Source organism: Streptomyces venezuelae ATCC 10712 (assembly GCF_008639165.1).
GTDB lineage: Bacteria > Actinomycetota > Actinomycetes > Streptomycetales > Streptomycetaceae > Streptomyces > Streptomyces venezuelae.
Genome location: NZ_CP029197.1, coordinates 3,699,216 through 3,715,668, shown reverse-complemented (window position 1 = coordinate 3,715,668; position 16,453 = coordinate 3,699,216). Strand labels below are relative to the sequence as shown.

Genomic DNA, 16,453 nt, shown 5'->3' with positions numbered 1-16,453 from the left:
ATTTCACAAAGTTGTGAAGTTAAGGAAGCGTATAAAGTTGGGGCGGCGGAGCGACCGAGGGAGACGATGACCGGCATGACCACCACCGAGTCCGGCGGCACGGGCAACGAGGACGCGGTGTCCCGCTTCGTGGAGCGCTTCGCCGGCGAGCTGACGGAAGCCGGGATGCAGCGCATGGCCGCCCGCGTCTTCGCGGCGCTCCTCGCCTCCGAGACCGCCTCCATGACCTCGGCCGAACTGGCCGCGCAACTACAGATCAGCCCGGCGGCCGTCTCCGGCGCGATCCGCTACCTGAGCCAGGTCAGCATGATCAGCCGCGAACGCGACCCCGGCACCCGACGCGACCGGTACGTCCTCCACAACGAACTCTGGTACGAGACCTTCACCCGCCGCGACCAGGTCCTCGTCCGCTGGGAGAAGATCCTCCGCGAAGGCGCCGAGACCCTCGGCCCCACCACGGCGGCGGGCGCCCGCACCGCGGAGACGGCCGAGTTCTTCGCGTTCCTCCAGCGCGAGATGCTGGGCATCATGGACCGCTGGGCCGCCTACAAGAAGTCCCGCCCCGAGTCCTGACGCGCGTCCGTGCGCGGGGCGAGCCGGGCGAGGAGCGCGGCGCCCTCCGCCCCGCCGGCCGGCTGGTACGGCCCGGCCGGCCACAGCGCGCGCCCCTCGAACCGCGGGACGACGAACGGCAGGCCGTCGGCGGTGAAGTCGAGCCAGCCGCGCAGCTCGACGGTGCCGGTGGGGTCCGACGGCAGGCCGAGCCACGGGCGCTTGGCGGTTCCCGGCGGCGACAGCGGCAGGAGCCCCTCGGGCAGGTCGTGCGGTCCGCCGGTGGCCGGGAAGGCGACCAGAACGGGAACACCGTCCTGCGGGTCGTGGAGCAGGACGTACCGCCGCTGGACCGGGACGGGGGACCGCACGGCCCGGGCCATCAGCCGAACCGCGGGAATCCCCCGGGTCAGCAGGTGGTGGGCGGAGTAGGCCAGTGCCGCGAGCCCCACGATCGCCACGAGGAACAGCCTCATCAGGCCGCTCCCCTCCGGCCGGATCGCCGCCGCCCCGGCGGCCACCGCGCAGAGGACCAGTGCCACCAGGACCCGGCCGGCCCCCGCGGTCCGCCGCAGGCTCCGCACCCGCCACCACGCCACCTCGGCGGCGTCCGCCTCCGGCCGCCGGGCCCGGGTCCCGGGCCGTGCCACGGCCTGACGCCCGGCGTGGGCCGCGAGCCGCGCGTACGTCGCGGCGCCGGACGTGTCGGACTCGGGCGGCTTGACCAGGCTCACGCGGGAGGCCTGAACGGCGGTCAGGGCGGAATGCGGAACCCACGCCACCTCGCCCCGCACCTGCGGCTGGACGGGCGTCGCCCGCTGGAGCAGCCCCGTCCCGGTGGCCCGCTCCACGATCCGCTGCCGCGCCCTCCGGTGCTTCACCGGCCTGGCCCAGATCAGCGCCCCGCCGCCGGGCGGAGCGAGCACCCCGCCCCTCGACGGGTCCCCGCACCACCACATCACGCCGTCGGGGCCCGGCCGCAGCGGCTCGTACCGCTGCCGCATCGCGACCACCTCCAGCGGCCACAGCGCGTCCCCGGCCGGGGAGCGGAGCACGACGGCCTCGGTGCTCCGCAGGTCCCGCACGGCCGCCGCGGCATGGGCCGACCAGGCCCCGGAGCCGAGCGCGCGCCTCATCCGGCGCGCAAGCACCCAGGATCCGGCGCCGGCGCCTGCCACCAGGACGCCCAGGGCGACGAGCGCGCCGATCAGGTCGCCCGCCCAGGATTCCCCGGGTGCCACGAGCGCGACCCCGGCGGCGGGGGCGAACAGGGCGCACCCGCCCGTCATCACCGTGCTCGCTCTCCGGTCGTACCGGTCCAGCGCCTTCGCCGTCTCCGGCAGGTCCAACGCCCGTGCCATCCCGCATCCCCCGTCACGCGTGGTGTCCACCCCAGGCGGGACGTTAGACGGCCGCCGCACCCCGACACCAGCCCGTTCCGCCCAGGACTCAGTCCCGGGGCAGGCTCAGTCCCGGGGCAGGGTCAGCCCCCAGGCGTTCGCGCGGGACGTCCAGGTGCGGCGGCGGACCGGGCCCGTGACGCGGCCGTCGGCCCGGTAGCGGAAGTCGGGCCCCGAGACCGTGAGGGTGCGGGCGGTCGCGTAGCGCGGCGGGGCGGCCGCCGGGTGGACGACGACGGTCGCGCTGCCGCCCGCCGAGCGGACCGTCAGGCCCTCCAGCGGGGTGTCGACGTCGGCGAGCAGCACCCCGTCCGCCTCGACCCGCAGCCGGTGGGTGCGCACCGCGAGGGCCGTCGGGGCGGGTCGGACCAGGGTGCGGACGAGGGAGCGGCAGGTGCCCCAGACCGTGGGGGCGGCCGAGGCGGGTTTGGGTGCGGGTCCGCCGGGGATGCGGAGGTCGCCGAGGACGACGCCGTCGCTGTCGTCGACCAGCAGGTCCAGGCGCCGTACCGTTCCTTCGAGGACCGTGCGGGCGGCGGCCGGGGTGGAGCGCGGCACGCCGAGCGCGTGGGCGAGTTCCAGGGCGTCCGGGGCGCCGATCGGGACGAGCGAGAGTCCCCCTTCGGCGAGCTCCCGCTCCCGGTGGAGGAGCGCCACCGTACGGAGCAGCGCGCGGTCGTCCCCGAGCAGTACGGGGCGCCGGGAGCCGCGCCGGGCAAGGGCCCGGGAGAATTCCTCCGGGCTGTCCGGCAGGCAGATCTTCGTCTCCGCGCCCGCGGACAGGACATCTTTCGCGATCCGCACGGACTCGCCGTCGCTTCGGCGGGCGACCGGGTCGACGATGACCAGCAGCTGGTCGTGATCCGACACCTCGGTCCTTCCTCGGGTAGCATCTTTGTGCAAGAGCCCCTTGCGCTATTGCGCCAGGGGCTTCGTCTATTCCGGGGCACACCGGTGAGGCGGCCTCGGCCCCTGACCTTGGACATGCCCCACCCGGAAGGGGTGTACGCCTGTGCCCGCACTTGTGCTGCTCGGTGCTCAGTGGGGTGACGAGGGCAAGGGAAAGGCCACCGACCTGCTCGGTGGATCCGTTGACTATGTAGTGCGCTACCAGGGCGGCAACAACGCCGGCCACACCGTCGTCGTCGGCGACCAGAAGTACGCGCTGCATCTTCTCCCTTCCGGAATCCTCTCGCCGGGGTGTACCCCGGTGATCGGAAACGGTGTCGTCGTCGACCCGGCGGTCCTGCTCTCCGAGCTGAGCGGACTGAACGAGCGCGGCGTGGACACGTCGAAGCTCCTGATCAGCGGTAACGCCCACCTGATCACCCCGTACAACGTCACCCTCGACAAGGTGACGGAACGGTTCCTCGGTAAGCGCAAGATCGGCACCACGGGCCGCGGCATCGGCCCCACCTACGCCGACAAGATCAACCGCGTCGGCATCCGGGTCCAGGACCTGTACGACGAGTCGATCCTCACCCAGAAGGTCGAGGCGGCGCTGGAGGGCAAGAACCAGCTGCTCGCCAAGCTCTACAACCGCCGCGCGATCGACGCCGCCCAGATCGTCGAGGAGATGCTCCAGTACGCGGAGCAGATCAAGCCGTTCGTCGCGGACACCACGCTGATCCTCAACAACGCGCTCGACGAGGACAAGGTCGTCCTCTTCGAGGGCGGCCAGGGCACCCTCCTGGACGTGGACCACGGCACGTACCCCTTCGTCACCTCCTCGAACCCGACCGCGGGCGGCGCCTGCACCGGCGCCGGCGTGGGCCCGACGAAGATCAGCCGGGTCATCGGCATCCTCAAGGCGTACACGACCCGCGTCGGCGCCGGCCCGTTCCCGACGGAGCTCTTCGACGAGGACGGCGAGGCGCTGCGCCGCATCGGTGGCGAGCGCGGTGTCACCACCGGCCGTGACCGCCGCTGCGGCTGGTTCGACGCGGTCATCGCGCGCTACGCGACCCGGGTCAACGGCCTGACCGACTTCTTCCTCACCAAGCTCGACGTGCTGACCGGCTGGGAGCAGATCCCGGTCTGCGTCGCGTACGAGATCGACGGCAAGCGCGTCGAGGAGCTGCCGTACTCGCAGAGCGACTTCCACCACGCGAAGCCGATCTACGAGATGCTGCCGGGCTGGTCCGAGGACATCACCAAGGCCAAGACCTTCGCGGACCTGCCGAAGAACGCGCAGGCGTACGTGAAGGCCCTGGAGGAGATGTCGGGCGCCCCGATCTCCGCGATCGGCGTCGGCCCCGGCCGCACCGAGACGATCGAGATCAACTCCTTCCTGTAGGCGGCACGCCGAAAGGGCCCGCATCCCGGTTCCGGCCGGGGTGCGGGCCCTTCCGCGTGCCCGGCTACGCGTCGAACTTGGTGTCCCGGCCGACCTTGTCCCAGGCGTTCAGGTCCGCCCGGACCAGGTCGAGGTGGGCGTGGATCATGTCGATGGAGTCGTCGCCGAGAGCCAGCCGCAGCGGCGGCTCGTCGGCGTTCAGCGCGGTCAGGACCGCCGCCGCGGCCTTCGCCGGGTCGCCGGCCTGGCCGCCGTCGCCTGCCTCGACGAAGGAGCGGGTGGCGCCGACCGTGTCGGCGTAGTCGGTGATGGTGTCGCCGCTGAGGCTGCCGTTGCCGAAGAGGGAGGTGCGGAAGGCGCCGGGCTCCACGATGAGGACGCGGATGCCGAGCGGCCGCACCTCGGCGGCCAGCGCCTCCGACAGGCCCTCCAGGGCGAACTTCGTCGCGCTGTACGCGCCGAAGCCGGGCATCGAGCCCTGCCCGCCGACACTGCTGAGCTGCACGATCGCGCCGGAGCGGCGGGCCCGCATGTGGGGCAGCACGGCGCGGGTGAGGGCGGCGGGGCCGAAGAGGTGCACGTCGAAGAGCGAGCGGAGCTCCTCGTCGGCGGTCTCCTCGACCGAGCCGACGTGGGTGCGGCCCGCGTTGTTGACCAGGACGTCGACGCGGCCGTGGCGCTCGACGACGTCGGCGACGACCCGGTCGATCGCGGCCGTGTCGGTGACGTCGAGGGCGACCGGGTCGACCTGGTCGGGGTGGGCGGCGACCAGGTCGTCCAGGGCCGACACCCGGCGGGCGGCGGCGACCACGACGTCGCCGGCGGCGACCGCCGCTTCGGTGAAGGCGCGTCCGAAACCGCTGTTGGCGCCCGTGATCAGCCAGACCTTGCTCATGGGTTCGTTCCTTCTCTCGCTTCGGTGATGCAACCACCCTGCGGCGAAAGGGCGTTGTCCGTCCAAGATCTCTCGTGATAACCCAAGGGCATGACGATCACGGACGTCCACGTGCGCGAGCTGCGGTATTTCGTCGCGGTCGCGGAGGAGCTCCACTTCACCCGGGCCGCCGAGCGGTCGTACGTGTCCCAGCCCGCGCTCAGCAAGCAGATCCGGTCCCTGGAGCGGCAGTTGGGCGCGCCGCTGTTCGACCGTGACCGGCGGGGGGTGGCGCTGACCCCGGCCGGTACGGCCCTGCTGCCGCACGCGCGGGCCGTGCTGGCCGCCTGGGAGTCCGGGCACGAGGCGGTACGGCGGGCCCGGGAGGCGGAGCGCGGCACCCTGGTGGTGGGGATGAGCACCAGCCCGGGGCGCGGCGGGCTGCTGCCCGCGATCCGGTCCCGTTTCACGGCCGCCCACCCGGAGGCGGTCCTGAAGCTGCGGCAGGTGGCGTGGGAGGACCCGACGGCGGGGCTCGCGGACGGGTCGAGCGACGTGGCGTTCGTGTGGCTGCCGCTGCTCGGGGAGGAACGGTTCCGCTGGGTCGTGGTGGCCGCCGAGCCCCGGCTCGTCGCCCTCCCGGAGTCGCACCCGCTCGCCGCCAGGGAACGCCTGGACTTCGCGGACCTCCTCGACGAGCCGTTCCTCGCGCTGCCCGCCACCGGTCCCGAACTGCGGGACCACTGGCTGGCCCTGGACGCCCGCGGCGGCCGCCCGCCGGTGATCGGCGCGGAGATCGCGAGTGCCGACGAGGCGTACGAGGCCCTGGTCGGCGGTCTCGGCGTCTGCCTGGTCGCCGCCGGCAACGCCCCGCTCCTCGCCCGCGACGGCGTCGTGACCCGCCCGGTCGACGGGGTCACCCCGACCTACTTCGTCCTCGCCTGGCGCGCTGACGACACCCGCCCCTTGGTCGCGGCCTACGCGCGGGCGGCGGCCGGTACCGGTCGGCGTACGGCCTGAACCCGGCGGGCGCCGGGGCCGTTACGAGCGGTAGTACTCGTTCGGTTCGCCGTCGAGCATCGGGTAGACGAGGAGGCGGTCCTTGCCCTTCAGCTTGTCGACGACCAGGTAGCGGGAGAGGCCCTCCTGGCATTCGCGGTCCCAGGCGTTGGTGTCCCGGGTGGCGGGGCCGACGATCAGCATGTTGCCGACGCCCGCCAGGACGGCCGTGGTGCCGCAGGACCAGTCCTCGTCGAGCATCACGCCGTCGACGGTGCGCGGGTAGCCGTCGAGGGTGTTGACCACGGGGGCGCCGACGGGCCCCTGGGTGATCGTGACCTGCGAGGTGAAGCGGTGGTCGTTCTCGCCGTAGATCTCCGGGGCGGGGATCCGCGTCCAGGTGCCGAGGTACTTGGCGGGGACGACGTTCGTGCCGGTGGGGGCCTTGCGGAAGGTGGCCTTCGCGGTGCCGGAGGTCCATTCGAGGACGTCGGGGGAGCGCAGGGTGAGGGTCTGGTGGGCGGCGGGCACGCAGCGCTGGGCGGGCACGCTGGTCGTCACGTCGGACTCGCCGAACACGACCTTGTCCTCGTCGGCCGAGACGAGCCGGGAGCGGCCCATGCACAGCCGGTTCTCGGCGACCTGGACGTAGACCGCGTTCTTGGTGCCCGCCGCGCCCTGGCCGATCTCGATCCGGGCGGTCTCCCTGGGGTGGTTCGGGGAGCCCTGGACGACGCCTTCCCAGGCGCCGAGGAAGCCGGCCGGGACGATGCCGGCGGGCTGGGCGGAGACGTTGCCGGTCTGGCCCCCGGCGCGGTTCTTCTGCCCGCCTCCGCCGTTGCCCGGGTCGGGCCAGAAGGTGTACGCGGCGCCGGCCGCGGCGGCCACCACGACGGCGGTCAGTCCGGCGACGAGGGCGGTGCGGCGGGGCCGCCGGGCGGGCGGCTGGGGGGCCGTGGCACCGGTGGACGGCAGCGGGGTGGACGGCAGCGGGGTGGACGGGGTCGGGTCCCCGGCACCCGAGCCGGACCCGGAGCCGGCACCCGAGCCGGAGCCCGTGCCCGTACTCGTCCCGCCGCCCGTACTCGTCTCGCTCTCCGTCTCCGTCTCCGCCTCCAGGAGCCGCGCCGCGTGCCGTCCGAGGCGGGCCAGGACGCCCGCCGGGAGCCAGGGGTCGGGGACCGGCAGGGTCTCGGCGATCTCCTCGGCCGAGGGGCGGCCCGCCGGGTCCTTGGCGAGGCAGGCCCGGATGAGACCGGACAGCTCGGGCGCGAGATCCGTCAGGTCGGGCTCGTCGTGGGCGATGCGGAACATGGTGGCGTGCACGCCGCTGTCCACCGTGCCGAACGGCGAGCGGCCGGTCGCCGCGTACGCGAGGACCGAGCCGAGGCAGAAGATGTCCGAGGCCGGCGAGAGGCGCTCGCCGCGGACCTGCTCGGGTGACATGAAGCCGGGGGAGCCGACGACCGCCCCGGTGCTGGTCAGACCGCCGCCGTCGGCGATGGTGTCGACGGCGCGCGCGATGCCGAAGTCGATGATCCGCGGCCCGTCGACGGTGAGCAGCACGTTGGACGGCTTGAGGTCGCGGTGGACGAGCCCGGCGGCGTGGATGTGGACGAGGGCGCGGGCGAGCCCGCCGGCCAGGGCCTTCACGGTCGCGGGCGGCAGCGGCCCGAACTCGTCGCCGACGACGGCCCGCAGCGAGGGCCCGGGCACGTAGCCGATGGCCACCCAGGGGGAGTCGGCGGTGGTGTCGGAGCCGAGCACGGGCGCGGTGCCGGTGCCGCCGACCCGTTCCAGCGAGGCGACCTCGCGGGCGAACCGGCGCCGGAACTCGTCCTGCGCGGCCAGTTCGGCGTGCACGACCTTCACGGCGACCGTCCGCCCGCCGGCCGAACGCGCCAGGAAGACCCGGCCCATCCCTCCGACGCCGAGGCGGCCGAGCAGACGGAACGGGCCGATGCTGACCGGGTCTTCCGCGTTCAATGGCTCCACGGGGTCAGAGCATGCCAGACCGTGCGTCAGCCGTCCCCACAGATCCGCAGCCCCTTCGGGGCCCGCCGGTGAGGAGGACGAGCGGTTTGCGGTGGGCGCCCCGGTGGAGCGGCACCTCGGGGCCGCCATCACCCGGGCCATCAGAGGTTGCCGGTGCCGGGGAGCGTGGGTGTAATGGCCACGAGGGGGCCTTCCGTCTGAGGAGTACCCCATGCGTGTCGTCGAAGTGACCGCCTACGGCGGACCCGAGGTCCTCAGAATGGCCCGCCGGCCGGAGCCGGAGGCCGGGGACGTGCCCGGCCGGGTGCGCGTACGGCTCAAGGCAGCCGGTGTGAACCAGGCGGACCTGCGCATCCGGGCCGGTTACTACGCCGACGCGGTCGGCGCGCTCACGCCCCCGTTCGTCCTGGGGACGGACTTCGCGGGCAGGCTGCTCGACCCGGTGCCCGGGATGGCGGAAGGCACCCGGGTGGCCGGTTTCATCCCCTGGTACGAGGAGCTGACCGGCGAGGGCACCTACGCCGAGGTCGTACGGGTCGCCCCCGAGTGGCTGGCCCCGATCCCGGACGACGTGGAGTTCACCGCGGCCGCGTCCGTCCCGCTCGCCTCCGCCACCGCCCAGACGGGCCTCGACCGGCTCGCGCTCCCCGCGGGCTCGACGCTGCTGGTGACCGGTGCCAGCGCCGTGGTGGGCCGGCTGGCGGTCCAGCTGGCCTCGGCGGCCGGGCTGCGGGTGGTGGCCGTCGCCCATGAGGGCGACGAGAGCGAGCTGAAGATCCTCGGCGCCGAGCAGGCCGTGCCGCGCGGCACGCCCGCGGAGGTGCTCGCCCGGGTGGCGGAGGTGGCCCCGGAGCGGGTGGACGGGGTCTTCGACGGGGCGCTCCTGGGCCAGGGGATCCTCCCGGCGCTGAAGGACGACGGCGTCTTCGTCGCGATCGCGCCCGACCGGATTCCGCCGGCCGAGCGGGGCATCCGCGTCGAGCCCGTGCGGGCCACGCCGGACGCCGCGCGGCTGAAGGAGACCCTGGAGAAGGTGGCGGCCCGCGAGCTGATCACCCGGGTGGCCGACGTCATGCCGCTCGAGGCGGTGGCCGAGGCGCACCGGCGGGCGGAGGCGGGGCACCGGCCGGGCCGGATCGTGCTCCTGATCTGAGGGGACCGGGCTTCCCCTGGGCCGCCCCGAGCGGTGTCGGAGCCGCGTGAGAGGCTGCTGGACGACGGTGGCGCACGACCGTGCGCCGCCGTCGAGTCGAGCGATCCCAGGGGGGAACCTTCATGATCATCCGACGTAGGCGCACACTCCGCGGCGCACTCGCCGCCACCGCCGCCACGGTCGCCCTGACCGCCACCGCGGGCACGGCCTTCGCCTCCGGCGACCCGGCCGGTGCCGAGCGGGCGCGCGCCACCGCCGAGGCCGAGGCCGGCCGCCAGGCCCCGGGCGGGCAGCGCGCGAGCGCGTCGGCCGCCGCGGAGGCCCCGGTGGAGACGCCCAGCTTCTCGATGTCGGCCGTCGACAAGCAGACGAAGAAGCTGTACCTCTACCACCCGAACCGCGCGGGCGCCTTCGGCCCGCGCGACCTGGTCGACGTGGAATTCGACGCCTTCGCCGACACGATCCCCGTGGACGACGACAAGGACGGGTGGAGCGACGGCTCCTGGTACTGGAACAAGAACGGGACCCTGTCGTTCAGCTGGATCTCGGACGACCTGCAGTACCACCAGAACGAGATCGGCGGCGGCTGGAACACGTACCGCATGCTCGTCTCGCCCGGCAGCATCGGCGGTGCCAAGGAAGCGGACCTCCTCGGCGTCGACAAGGCCGGTGTCCTGTGGTCGTACCTCGCCTACCCGGAGGGCCGGCTCACCCCGCGCACCCGGGTCGGCGGCGGCTGGGACCAGTACGACCAGCTCGAAGGCCAGGGCGACCTGACCGGTGACGGCAAGCCCGACGTCGTCGCCCGCGACAGGTCCGGCGGTCTGTGGCTCTACCGGGGCACCGGCGACTACAAGGCCCCCTTCGCGGGCCGTACGAAGATCGGTGGCGGCTGGAACGTCTTCGACCGCATCCTCTCGGTCGGCGACCTCGACGCCGACGGCAGGACGGACCTGATCGCGCGCAAGCCGAACGGCGACCTCCTCCGGTACTCCGGCACGGGCAGCGCCACGAACGTCTTCCAGAAGCCGGTCAAGATCGGCAGCGGCTTCCAGATCTACAACCTGCTCTAGCCGCGGGCGGCTTGAGCGAGTGTCGAGTGGCCCCGGCCCCCTTCCACGGGGGGCCGGGGCCACTGTTACAACTTCTGGTCTAGACCTTGACAGGTCCAGACCAATAGCGCTTCGCTGTGCTTCCCCCGACCCGGCCCCACCCGGAAGGAAGCACCCATGCTGCGCAAGCTGGTCACCTCACTGGCCGCACTCTGTACGGTCGTCGGCCTGGCCGTCCTGTTCCTCCCCACCGCCTCCGCCGGTGCGGCCGCCGCCTGCGCGGCGGCGTGGAACTCCTCCAGCGTCTACACCGGTGGCATGACCGCCTCGCACAACGGCCACAACTGGCAGGCCAAGTGGTGGACCCAGAACGAGACCCCCGGCACGACCGGCGAGTGGGGCGTCTGGGCCGACCAGGGCGTCTGCGGCGGCGGCGGGGGCACCACCCCGCCCACCACGCCGCCGCCGACCGGCGGATTCGTCGTCTCCGAGGCCCAGTTCAACCAGATGTTCCCGAGCCGGAACCCCTTCTACACGTACGCGGGCCTGGTCGCCGCCCTCAAGTCGTACCCCGGCTTCGCCACCACCGGCAGCGACACGGTGAAGAAGCAGGAGGCCGCGGCCTTCCTCGCGAACGTCTCCCACGAGACCGGCGGGCTCGTCCACATCGTCGAGCAGAACACCGCCAACTACCCGCACTACTGCGACGCGTCGAAGCCCTACGGCTGCCCCGCCGGCCAGGCCGCGTACTACGGCCGCGGCCCGATCCAGCTCTCCTGGAACTTCAACTACAAGGCCGCCGGTGACGCCCTCGGCATCGACCTCCTGAACAACCCCTGGCGCGTCGAGCAGGACCCGGCCGTCGCCATGCAGACCGGCCTCTGGTACTGGAACACCCAGAACGGCCCGGGCACCATGACCGCCCACAACGCCATGGTCAACGGCGCCGGCTTCGGCCAGACCATCTGGGCGATCAACGGCAGCCTGGAGTGCAACGGCGGCAACCCGGCCCAGGTCCAGAGCCGGGTCACCAAGTACCAGCAGTTCACCCAGATCCTGGGCGTCCCCGCCGGGTCGAACCTGTCCTGCTAGTCGGCTACTGCCACGCGACGAAAGCACTCCACGCGGCGGGCTCCACGGTGAACGTGGGCCCGTCGCTCTGCTTGGAGTCACGGAGGTGGACGGCGTGGGGGCAGGTGGCCACCTCGACGCAGTTGCCGCCGCCGCTGTCGCTGTACGAGGACTTGTGCCAGTCGAAGGCGACCTCGACGCACTCCCCGCCGCCGCTGTCGCTGTAGCTGGACTTGAACCAGTGCAGGGTGTCGCTCATCTTTGTTCTCCCGCCAACTCCTCGATGAGACCCAGCGACCTGCGCGGATCCAGGGCCTGTGCCCGGATCTTCGCATACCGCTGCCGGTGCGCACTGACCTTCGTCCGGTCGGTGATCAGCAGGCTCTCGCCCTGGATCTCGAGGTAGGTGACGTGGTCGTGGACCGTGGTTTCGATGACTGTCAGGTTCCCTCGGTCGGCCACGTACTCACCCCCCAGCCCCGCATCCAGCGGCAGCACCTGAAGGTTCACGTTCCTCCTCCGCGCGCACTCCGCCAAGTGCCCCAACTGCTCCCGCATGACCTCCTCGTCGCCGATCGGCCTCCTCAGCACCGACTCGTCGAGGATCAGCTCGATCTCGCACACCTGCTTCCGGTCGAACAGCGCCTTCCGCGCCATCCGGCCGACCACCAGCTCCTCGACCCGCTCCGGCGTCGGCTCGGGGTACCCGCCCGCAATCAACGCCCGCGCATACGCCTCCGTCTGGAACAACCCGTGCACCACGTGGTTCGCGTACAGCCACAGCGCCACCGCCTTCTGTTCGATCGGCGCGTAGCCGCGGAACTGTTCCGGCAGCTTCTCCAGGCGGACGAGTTCCCGCATCTCCTCGAAGATGCCCGTGCCGCCGCCCAGGACGCGTTCGAGCTGGACGAGCATCTCGTCGCTCACCGGGTGGATGAGCCGCTCCATCGCGCTGATCGCCGCGCCCGTGAAGCCCATCTGGGCGCCCAGCTGGTCCTGCGTCAGGCCCTTCTTGAGTCGCATTTTCTTGGCCACCGCCGCAGCCATGCGGGCCGCAGGGCCGACCGTTTCCTTGTTCTCCGCACGCGCCATTCACGTTCCCCATTCGGACTCAACCGATCTCAACCGGTCTCAACTGCTCCCCGCCGAATTCGACTGCACACGAGGGGCGTTGGTGCAGGTCGAGGGGTTACCGACGCGCCCGCCACAGTCGTGGAAAACGCTAGCGCCGGCGCGGGAACATGTCCTCGTGAATGAAGAGAATCGGGAAGTAAACGTGGATTGGATTCCAGTTTCCGGATTCCAACTCCGTAAGGCGGGGGTGCAATTCGACGCCGTTCGGGTGGACGGCGACGAGGGGCGACGGCTCGCCTCCTTGATGGAGGCGCTCACCGGGGGCGACCCGGGGCCCGTCGTGATCGAGGCGAACGGGCGGCGCGGGGTCTACTTCCTCGTGCCGCCGGGGTCGACGGCGCGGAAGGCGTGGCCCCGCGGGGTGACCCGGTTCAACGGCGGGCCCGCCCACGTGAGCTACGTCCCCGTGCCCGCGCTGCGGGGCAGGACCTGGCCGCTGTCCTGGCGCTTCCCCCCGACGTCGCCGGACCGCTTCGTCCACCCGCTGCTCCTGCGGAGCGCCGTGACTGAGCTGTTCAGCGGCGGGTCCTGACCACCCCGCGAGGGTCGCAAGGCCAGCTACATACATCAATCTGGTACATGGGCTAAGGTTGGTACATGTCGATGAAGCGCACGAACGTGTACGCCGACCCCGAGGACCTGGCGATCATCAAAGAGGCCGCCAAGCGGCGCGGCATAAGCGAGGCCGAGATCATCCGGCAGGGCATCCACCTCGCGGCCATGGCCAACCGGGTCTGGGACGAGCCCTTGTTCTCCCGCACGTTCGAGGGGCGCGGCCGGACCCTGGCCAAGGCCGAGGTCCGGGACGTCGTGGCCGCCGCTGCCCGGCGTGAGGCGGACGACGAGGCGGGGACCGCTGCGTGATCATCGTCGTGGCCGACACCTCCGGGCTGCTGGCCGCTCTTGATTCCACCCACCCCGAGAACGCTGCCGCCACCGAGGCGATCCAGGCCGCGGGTCTGCTGGTGATGTCCCCGCTCCTCCTGGCCGAGCTCGACCATGTGGCCACACGTGAGCTCGGCCGCGAAGCCGCGCTCAGCGCGGTGGACGACATCCGGCACTGGATGCGCCGGGGGCGGGTTTCCATGCCGGAGATCACCGAGGATCATCTGGGCGCCGCCCAGATGATCCGGCTGCGCTACGCGGCGCTCGACCTCGACCTGACTGATGCCGTCAACGTCGCTCTGGCTGCCGAGTACGACACGGACGCGATTCTCACGCTCGACCGTCGCGACTTCCGTGCTGTCCGCCCCCTCGGGCGGCACAAGGCGTTCCGGGTACTGCCCGACGACCTTCCGCTCTGAGTGCGGGCCGACCGGTCTACCGGGGACCGCCCTCGACGGCCTCAAGGGCCGCCGACAGCCGCTCCAGGACCCGTACCGTCTCGTCGAAGGCCTCCTGGCCGCCCAGTTCCCGCACGAGTGCGGCGGCCAGCTCCGCGTGGCCCGGTTCGATGCGGGCGATCGCGGCCCGGCCCGCCTCGGTCGGGGCGAGGAGCTTGGCGCGGCGGTGGGCCGGGTTCGGCTCGTAGACCGCGAGTCCCTCCCGGACGAGCAGGTCCGCGATCCGCTGGACGCTCTGCCGGGTGATGCCCATGACCCGGGCGATCCCGGCGACCGGGAGCGGCTCGGGAAGGACGGCGCCGAGGACCTGCCACCAGGCGGCGGTCAGGCCGGCCGGTTCGGCCAGTTTCTCCGAGACGGCGAGGAACTGGCCGTTGAGACGGAAGACGCCCAGGGCCGTACGGGACAGGGCGTCCTGCTGCTCGCGGCTCATGCGTTCAGCTCGGCGAACGCCGCCGGGTCCGAGTCGTGGAAGAGGCGGTACCAGGCGTCCCGCCTGCCCTCGTACGCGCCGAGCGCGGCGAACACCTCGCGGGCGAAGGCGACCGGCTCCGTCGGGCCCGCCGTGATCAGCGCACCGGTCCCGGCCTCGCCCTCGGCCGTCACCGCGTCCGCGTCGACGTAGTGCTCGCCGCCCCGGTAGCCGGTGGCGGCCAGGTAGAACGAGACGGCGCTGGTGTGCGGGCGGTCGTCGAGCAGGCCCTCCTTCGCCAGGCCCGCCGTGGCGCCGCAGATCGCGGCGACCGGCACCCCGGCGTCGAGGAAGGCCCGGGCCGTGGCCGTGAAGGGGGCGAGCTCGTCGCCCTCGTCGTACTTCTCGGCGCCCGGCAGGATCAGCAGGGCGCTGTCCTCGGGCCGGAGGTCGGCGAGCGCGAGGTCGGGGACGATCCGGATGCCCGCGAGGGTGGTGACGGGCTCCCCGGCGACCGGGCCGACGGTCCGGACGGTGAATCCGGCGCGGGCGAGCCAGGCCGTGGCGTGGCCCGTCTCCCAGTCGGCGAGGGTGTCGTAGACGGCGAGATGAACGGTCGTGGTGTCGCTCTCGATTCCCATGACAGAAGGCTGTCATGATGACAGTTTGCTGTCAATGACGATGTGGCTTCCTCCGAGGCCGCGCCCCGGCGCGAAGCGGGACGGAGCAAGGTGTCGCGTCCGCCCCGGTCTCGGTGGACAAGATGGCCATGGCCCGTCCCACCTGCGGTTCCTTACCCTCGGACCCATGACCCCTCATGTCATCGAACCCGATCCCCAGGCCGGGGCCGCCGTCAAGGCCGCCGACCGCGCGCACGTGTTCCACTCCTGGTCCGCCCAGGGCCTGATCGACCCGCTCGCCGTCGCCGGCGCCGAGGGTTCGTACTTCTGGGACTACGACGGAAACCGCTACCTGGACTTCACCAGCGGTCTCGTCTACACCAACATCGGCTACCAGCACCCCCGCGTGGTCGCCGCCATCCAGGAGCAGGCCGCGAAGCTCACCACCTTCGCGCCCGCCTTCGCCATCGACGTCCGCTCCGAGGCCGCACGCCTCATCGCCGAGCGCACCCCCGGCGACCTGGACAAGATCTTCTTCACCAACGGCGGCGCCGAGGCCGTCGAGAACGCCGTCCGCATGGCCCGGCTGCACACCGGCCGCACGAAGGTGCTCTCCGCCTACCGCTCGTACCACGGCGCCACCTCCACCGCGATCAACCTGACCGGCGACCCGCGCCGCTGGGCCTCCGACAACGGCTCCGCCGGCGTCGTCCGCTTCTGGGCGCCGTTCCTCTACCGCTCGCCCTTCTACGCCACCACCGAGGCGGAGGAGTGCGCGCGTGCGCTCCAGCACCTCGAGGACACCATCGCCTTCGAGGGCCCCGCGACGATCGCCGCGATCATCCTGGAGACCGTGCCCGGCACCGCCGGCATCATGACCCCGCCGCCCGGCTACCTCGCCGGCGTCCGCGAGATCTGCGACAAGTACGGCATCGTCTTCGTCCTCGACGAGGTCATGGCGGGCTTCGGCCGCACCGGCAAGTGGTTCGCCGCCGAACACTTCGACGTCGTCCCCGACCTGATGACCTTCGCCAAGGGCGTGAACTCCGGTTACGTGCCCCTCGGCGGCGTCGCCATCAGCGAGAAGATCGCCGCGACCTTCGACAAGCGCCCCTACCCGGGCGGCCTGACCTACTCCGGTCACCCGCTGGCCTGCGCCGCCGCCGTCGCCACCATCCACGTGATGGAGGACGAGAAGGTCGTCGAGAACGCCGCCCACATCGGCGAGACCGTCCTCGGCCCCGGCCTGCGCGAGCTCGCCGAACGCCACCCCTCCGTCGGCGAGGTCCGCGGCATGGGCGTCTTCTGGGCCCTCGACCTGGTCAAGAACCGCGAGACGCGCGAGCCGCTCGTCCCGTACAACGCCTCCGGCGAGGCCAACGCACCCATGGCCGCCTTCGGCGCCGCGGCGAAGAAGAACGGCCTGTGGCCCTTCGTCAACATGAACCGCACCCACGCCGTCCCCGCCTGCAACGTCACCGAGGCCGAGGCCAAGGAAGGCCTCGCCGCCCTCGACGCCGCCCTCACGGTGGCCGACGAGCACACCGCGTAA

Annotated in this window: 18 protein-coding genes; 10 read left to right on the top strand and 8 right to left on the bottom strand. The window is 72.4% G+C overall.

What is annotated here, in order from left to right; genetic code table 11:
* Positions 1-66: 66 nt before the first annotated feature.
* A complete protein-coding gene (locus DEJ43_RS16930) occupies positions 67-573 on the top strand; it encodes a GbsR/MarR family transcriptional regulator (protein WP_015034598.1) in 507 nt (168 codons plus the stop codon).
* On the opposite strand, the gene DEJ43_RS16925 is transcribed toward DEJ43_RS16930, so the two are convergent.
* Both DEJ43_RS16925 and DEJ43_RS16920 read right to left on the bottom strand, forming a co-directional pair.
* Positions 546-1,913 (bottom strand): hypothetical protein, encoded by a 1,368-nt coding sequence (locus DEJ43_RS16925; RefSeq protein ID WP_015034597.1) that lies wholly within the window; start codon positions 1,911-1,913, stop codon positions 546-548. The genes DEJ43_RS16930 and DEJ43_RS16925 overlap by 28 nt on opposite strands.
* 105 nt (positions 1,914-2,018) lie before the next feature.
* Positions 2,019-2,822 carry a diacylglycerol kinase family protein gene (locus DEJ43_RS16920; RefSeq protein ID WP_041662563.1) on the bottom strand — a complete coding sequence of 268 codons (804 nt, stop codon included), beginning with the start codon at positions 2,820-2,822 and terminating at the stop codon, positions 2,019-2,021.
* A gap of 142 nt (positions 2,823-2,964) precedes the next feature.
* On the opposite strand from DEJ43_RS16920, the gene DEJ43_RS16915 reads away from it, so the two are divergent.
* Positions 2,965-4,248: an adenylosuccinate synthase gene (locus DEJ43_RS16915; protein ID WP_015034595.1), complete on the top strand. Its 1,284-nt coding sequence runs from the start codon at positions 2,965-2,967 to the stop codon at positions 4,246-4,248.
* Positions 4,249-4,312: 64 nt separating this feature from the next.
* Here DEJ43_RS16915 and DEJ43_RS16910 read toward each other — a convergent pair whose 3' ends face one another.
* Entirely contained in the window at positions 4,313-5,143 is an 831-nt protein-coding gene (locus DEJ43_RS16910) for an oxidoreductase (protein WP_015034594.1), read from the bottom strand.
* 90 nt (positions 5,144-5,233) lie between these two features.
* Here DEJ43_RS16910 and DEJ43_RS16905 point away from each other — a divergent pair, with 90 nt between their 5' ends.
* A complete protein-coding gene (locus DEJ43_RS16905) occupies positions 5,234-6,142 on the top strand; it encodes a LysR family transcriptional regulator (protein ID WP_015034593.1) in 909 nt (302 codons plus the stop codon).
* Between the two features lie 21 nt (positions 6,143-6,163).
* On the opposite strand, the gene DEJ43_RS16900 is transcribed toward DEJ43_RS16905, so the two are convergent.
* Positions 6,164-8,116: a serine/threonine-protein kinase gene (locus tag DEJ43_RS16900; RefSeq protein WP_015034592.1), complete on the bottom strand. Its 1,953-nt coding sequence runs from the start codon at positions 8,114-8,116 to the stop codon at positions 6,164-6,166.
* Between the two features lie 211 nt (positions 8,117-8,327).
* On the opposite strand from DEJ43_RS16900, the gene DEJ43_RS16895 reads away from it, so the two are divergent.
* From DEJ43_RS16895 to DEJ43_RS16885, 3 genes are all read left to right on the top strand, one after another.
* Positions 8,328-9,269 (top strand): NADP-dependent oxidoreductase, encoded by a 942-nt coding sequence (locus DEJ43_RS16895; RefSeq protein WP_015034591.1) that lies wholly within the window; start codon positions 8,328-8,330, stop codon positions 9,267-9,269.
* A 122-nt stretch (positions 9,270-9,391) separates the two neighbouring features.
* On the top strand, positions 9,392-10,342 hold the full coding sequence (locus DEJ43_RS16890; protein ID WP_015034590.1) for an FG-GAP repeat domain-containing protein: 951 nt from the start codon (positions 9,392-9,394) through the stop codon (positions 10,340-10,342).
* Positions 10,343-10,498: 156 nt separating this feature from the next.
* Entirely contained in the window at positions 10,499-11,413 is a 915-nt protein-coding gene (locus DEJ43_RS16885) for a glycoside hydrolase family 19 protein (RefSeq protein WP_015034589.1), read from the top strand.
* A 4-nt stretch (positions 11,414-11,417) separates the two neighbouring features.
* Here the strand turns inward: DEJ43_RS16885 and DEJ43_RS16880 are convergent, their stop codons facing one another.
* Together DEJ43_RS16880 and DEJ43_RS16875 are read right to left on the bottom strand one after the other, a co-directional pair.
* On the bottom strand, positions 11,418-11,651 hold the full coding sequence (locus tag DEJ43_RS16880; RefSeq protein ID WP_015034588.1) for a DUF397 domain-containing protein: 234 nt from the start codon (positions 11,649-11,651) through the stop codon (positions 11,418-11,420).
* Positions 11,648-12,484, bottom strand: a complete 837-nt coding sequence (locus DEJ43_RS16875; RefSeq protein ID WP_015034587.1) for a helix-turn-helix domain-containing protein — start codon at positions 12,482-12,484, stop codon at positions 11,648-11,650. The genes DEJ43_RS16880 and DEJ43_RS16875 overlap by 4 nt, the downstream gene beginning before the upstream one ends.
* A 157-nt stretch (positions 12,485-12,641) precedes the next feature.
* Between DEJ43_RS16875 and DEJ43_RS16870 the strand changes: the two genes are divergently transcribed.
* The 3 genes from DEJ43_RS16870 (at position 12,642) to DEJ43_RS16860 (ending at position 13,830) form a co-directional block, all read left to right on the top strand.
* Complete coding sequence (locus tag DEJ43_RS16870; RefSeq protein WP_015034586.1) at positions 12,642-13,058, top strand: hypothetical protein; 417 nt, start codon at positions 12,642-12,644, stop codon at positions 13,056-13,058.
* Between the two features lie 65 nt (positions 13,059-13,123).
* Positions 13,124-13,390 (top strand): ribbon-helix-helix domain-containing protein, encoded by a 267-nt coding sequence (locus tag DEJ43_RS16865; protein ID WP_015034585.1) that lies wholly within the window; start codon positions 13,124-13,126, stop codon positions 13,388-13,390.
* Positions 13,387-13,830: a PIN domain-containing protein gene (locus DEJ43_RS16860; protein WP_015034584.1), complete on the top strand. Its 444-nt coding sequence runs from the start codon at positions 13,387-13,389 to the stop codon at positions 13,828-13,830. The genes DEJ43_RS16865 and DEJ43_RS16860 overlap by 4 nt, the downstream gene beginning before the upstream one ends.
* Before the next feature lie 16 nt (positions 13,831-13,846).
* Here DEJ43_RS16860 and DEJ43_RS16855 read toward each other — a convergent pair whose 3' ends face one another.
* Both DEJ43_RS16855 and DEJ43_RS16850 read right to left on the bottom strand, forming a co-directional pair.
* Positions 13,847-14,302: a MarR family winged helix-turn-helix transcriptional regulator gene (locus DEJ43_RS16855; RefSeq protein ID WP_015034583.1), complete on the bottom strand. Its 456-nt coding sequence runs from the start codon at positions 14,300-14,302 to the stop codon at positions 13,847-13,849.
* Entirely contained in the window at positions 14,299-14,922 is a 624-nt protein-coding gene (locus DEJ43_RS16850) for a DJ-1/PfpI family protein (RefSeq protein ID WP_015034582.1), read from the bottom strand. Before DEJ43_RS16850 ends, DEJ43_RS16855 begins: the two co-directional genes overlap by 4 nt.
* 166 nt (positions 14,923-15,088) lie before the next feature.
* Here DEJ43_RS16850 and DEJ43_RS16845 point away from each other — a divergent pair, with 166 nt between their 5' ends.
* Positions 15,089-16,453 (top strand): aspartate aminotransferase family protein, encoded by a 1,365-nt coding sequence (locus DEJ43_RS16845; RefSeq protein WP_015034580.1) that lies wholly within the window; start codon positions 15,089-15,091, stop codon positions 16,451-16,453.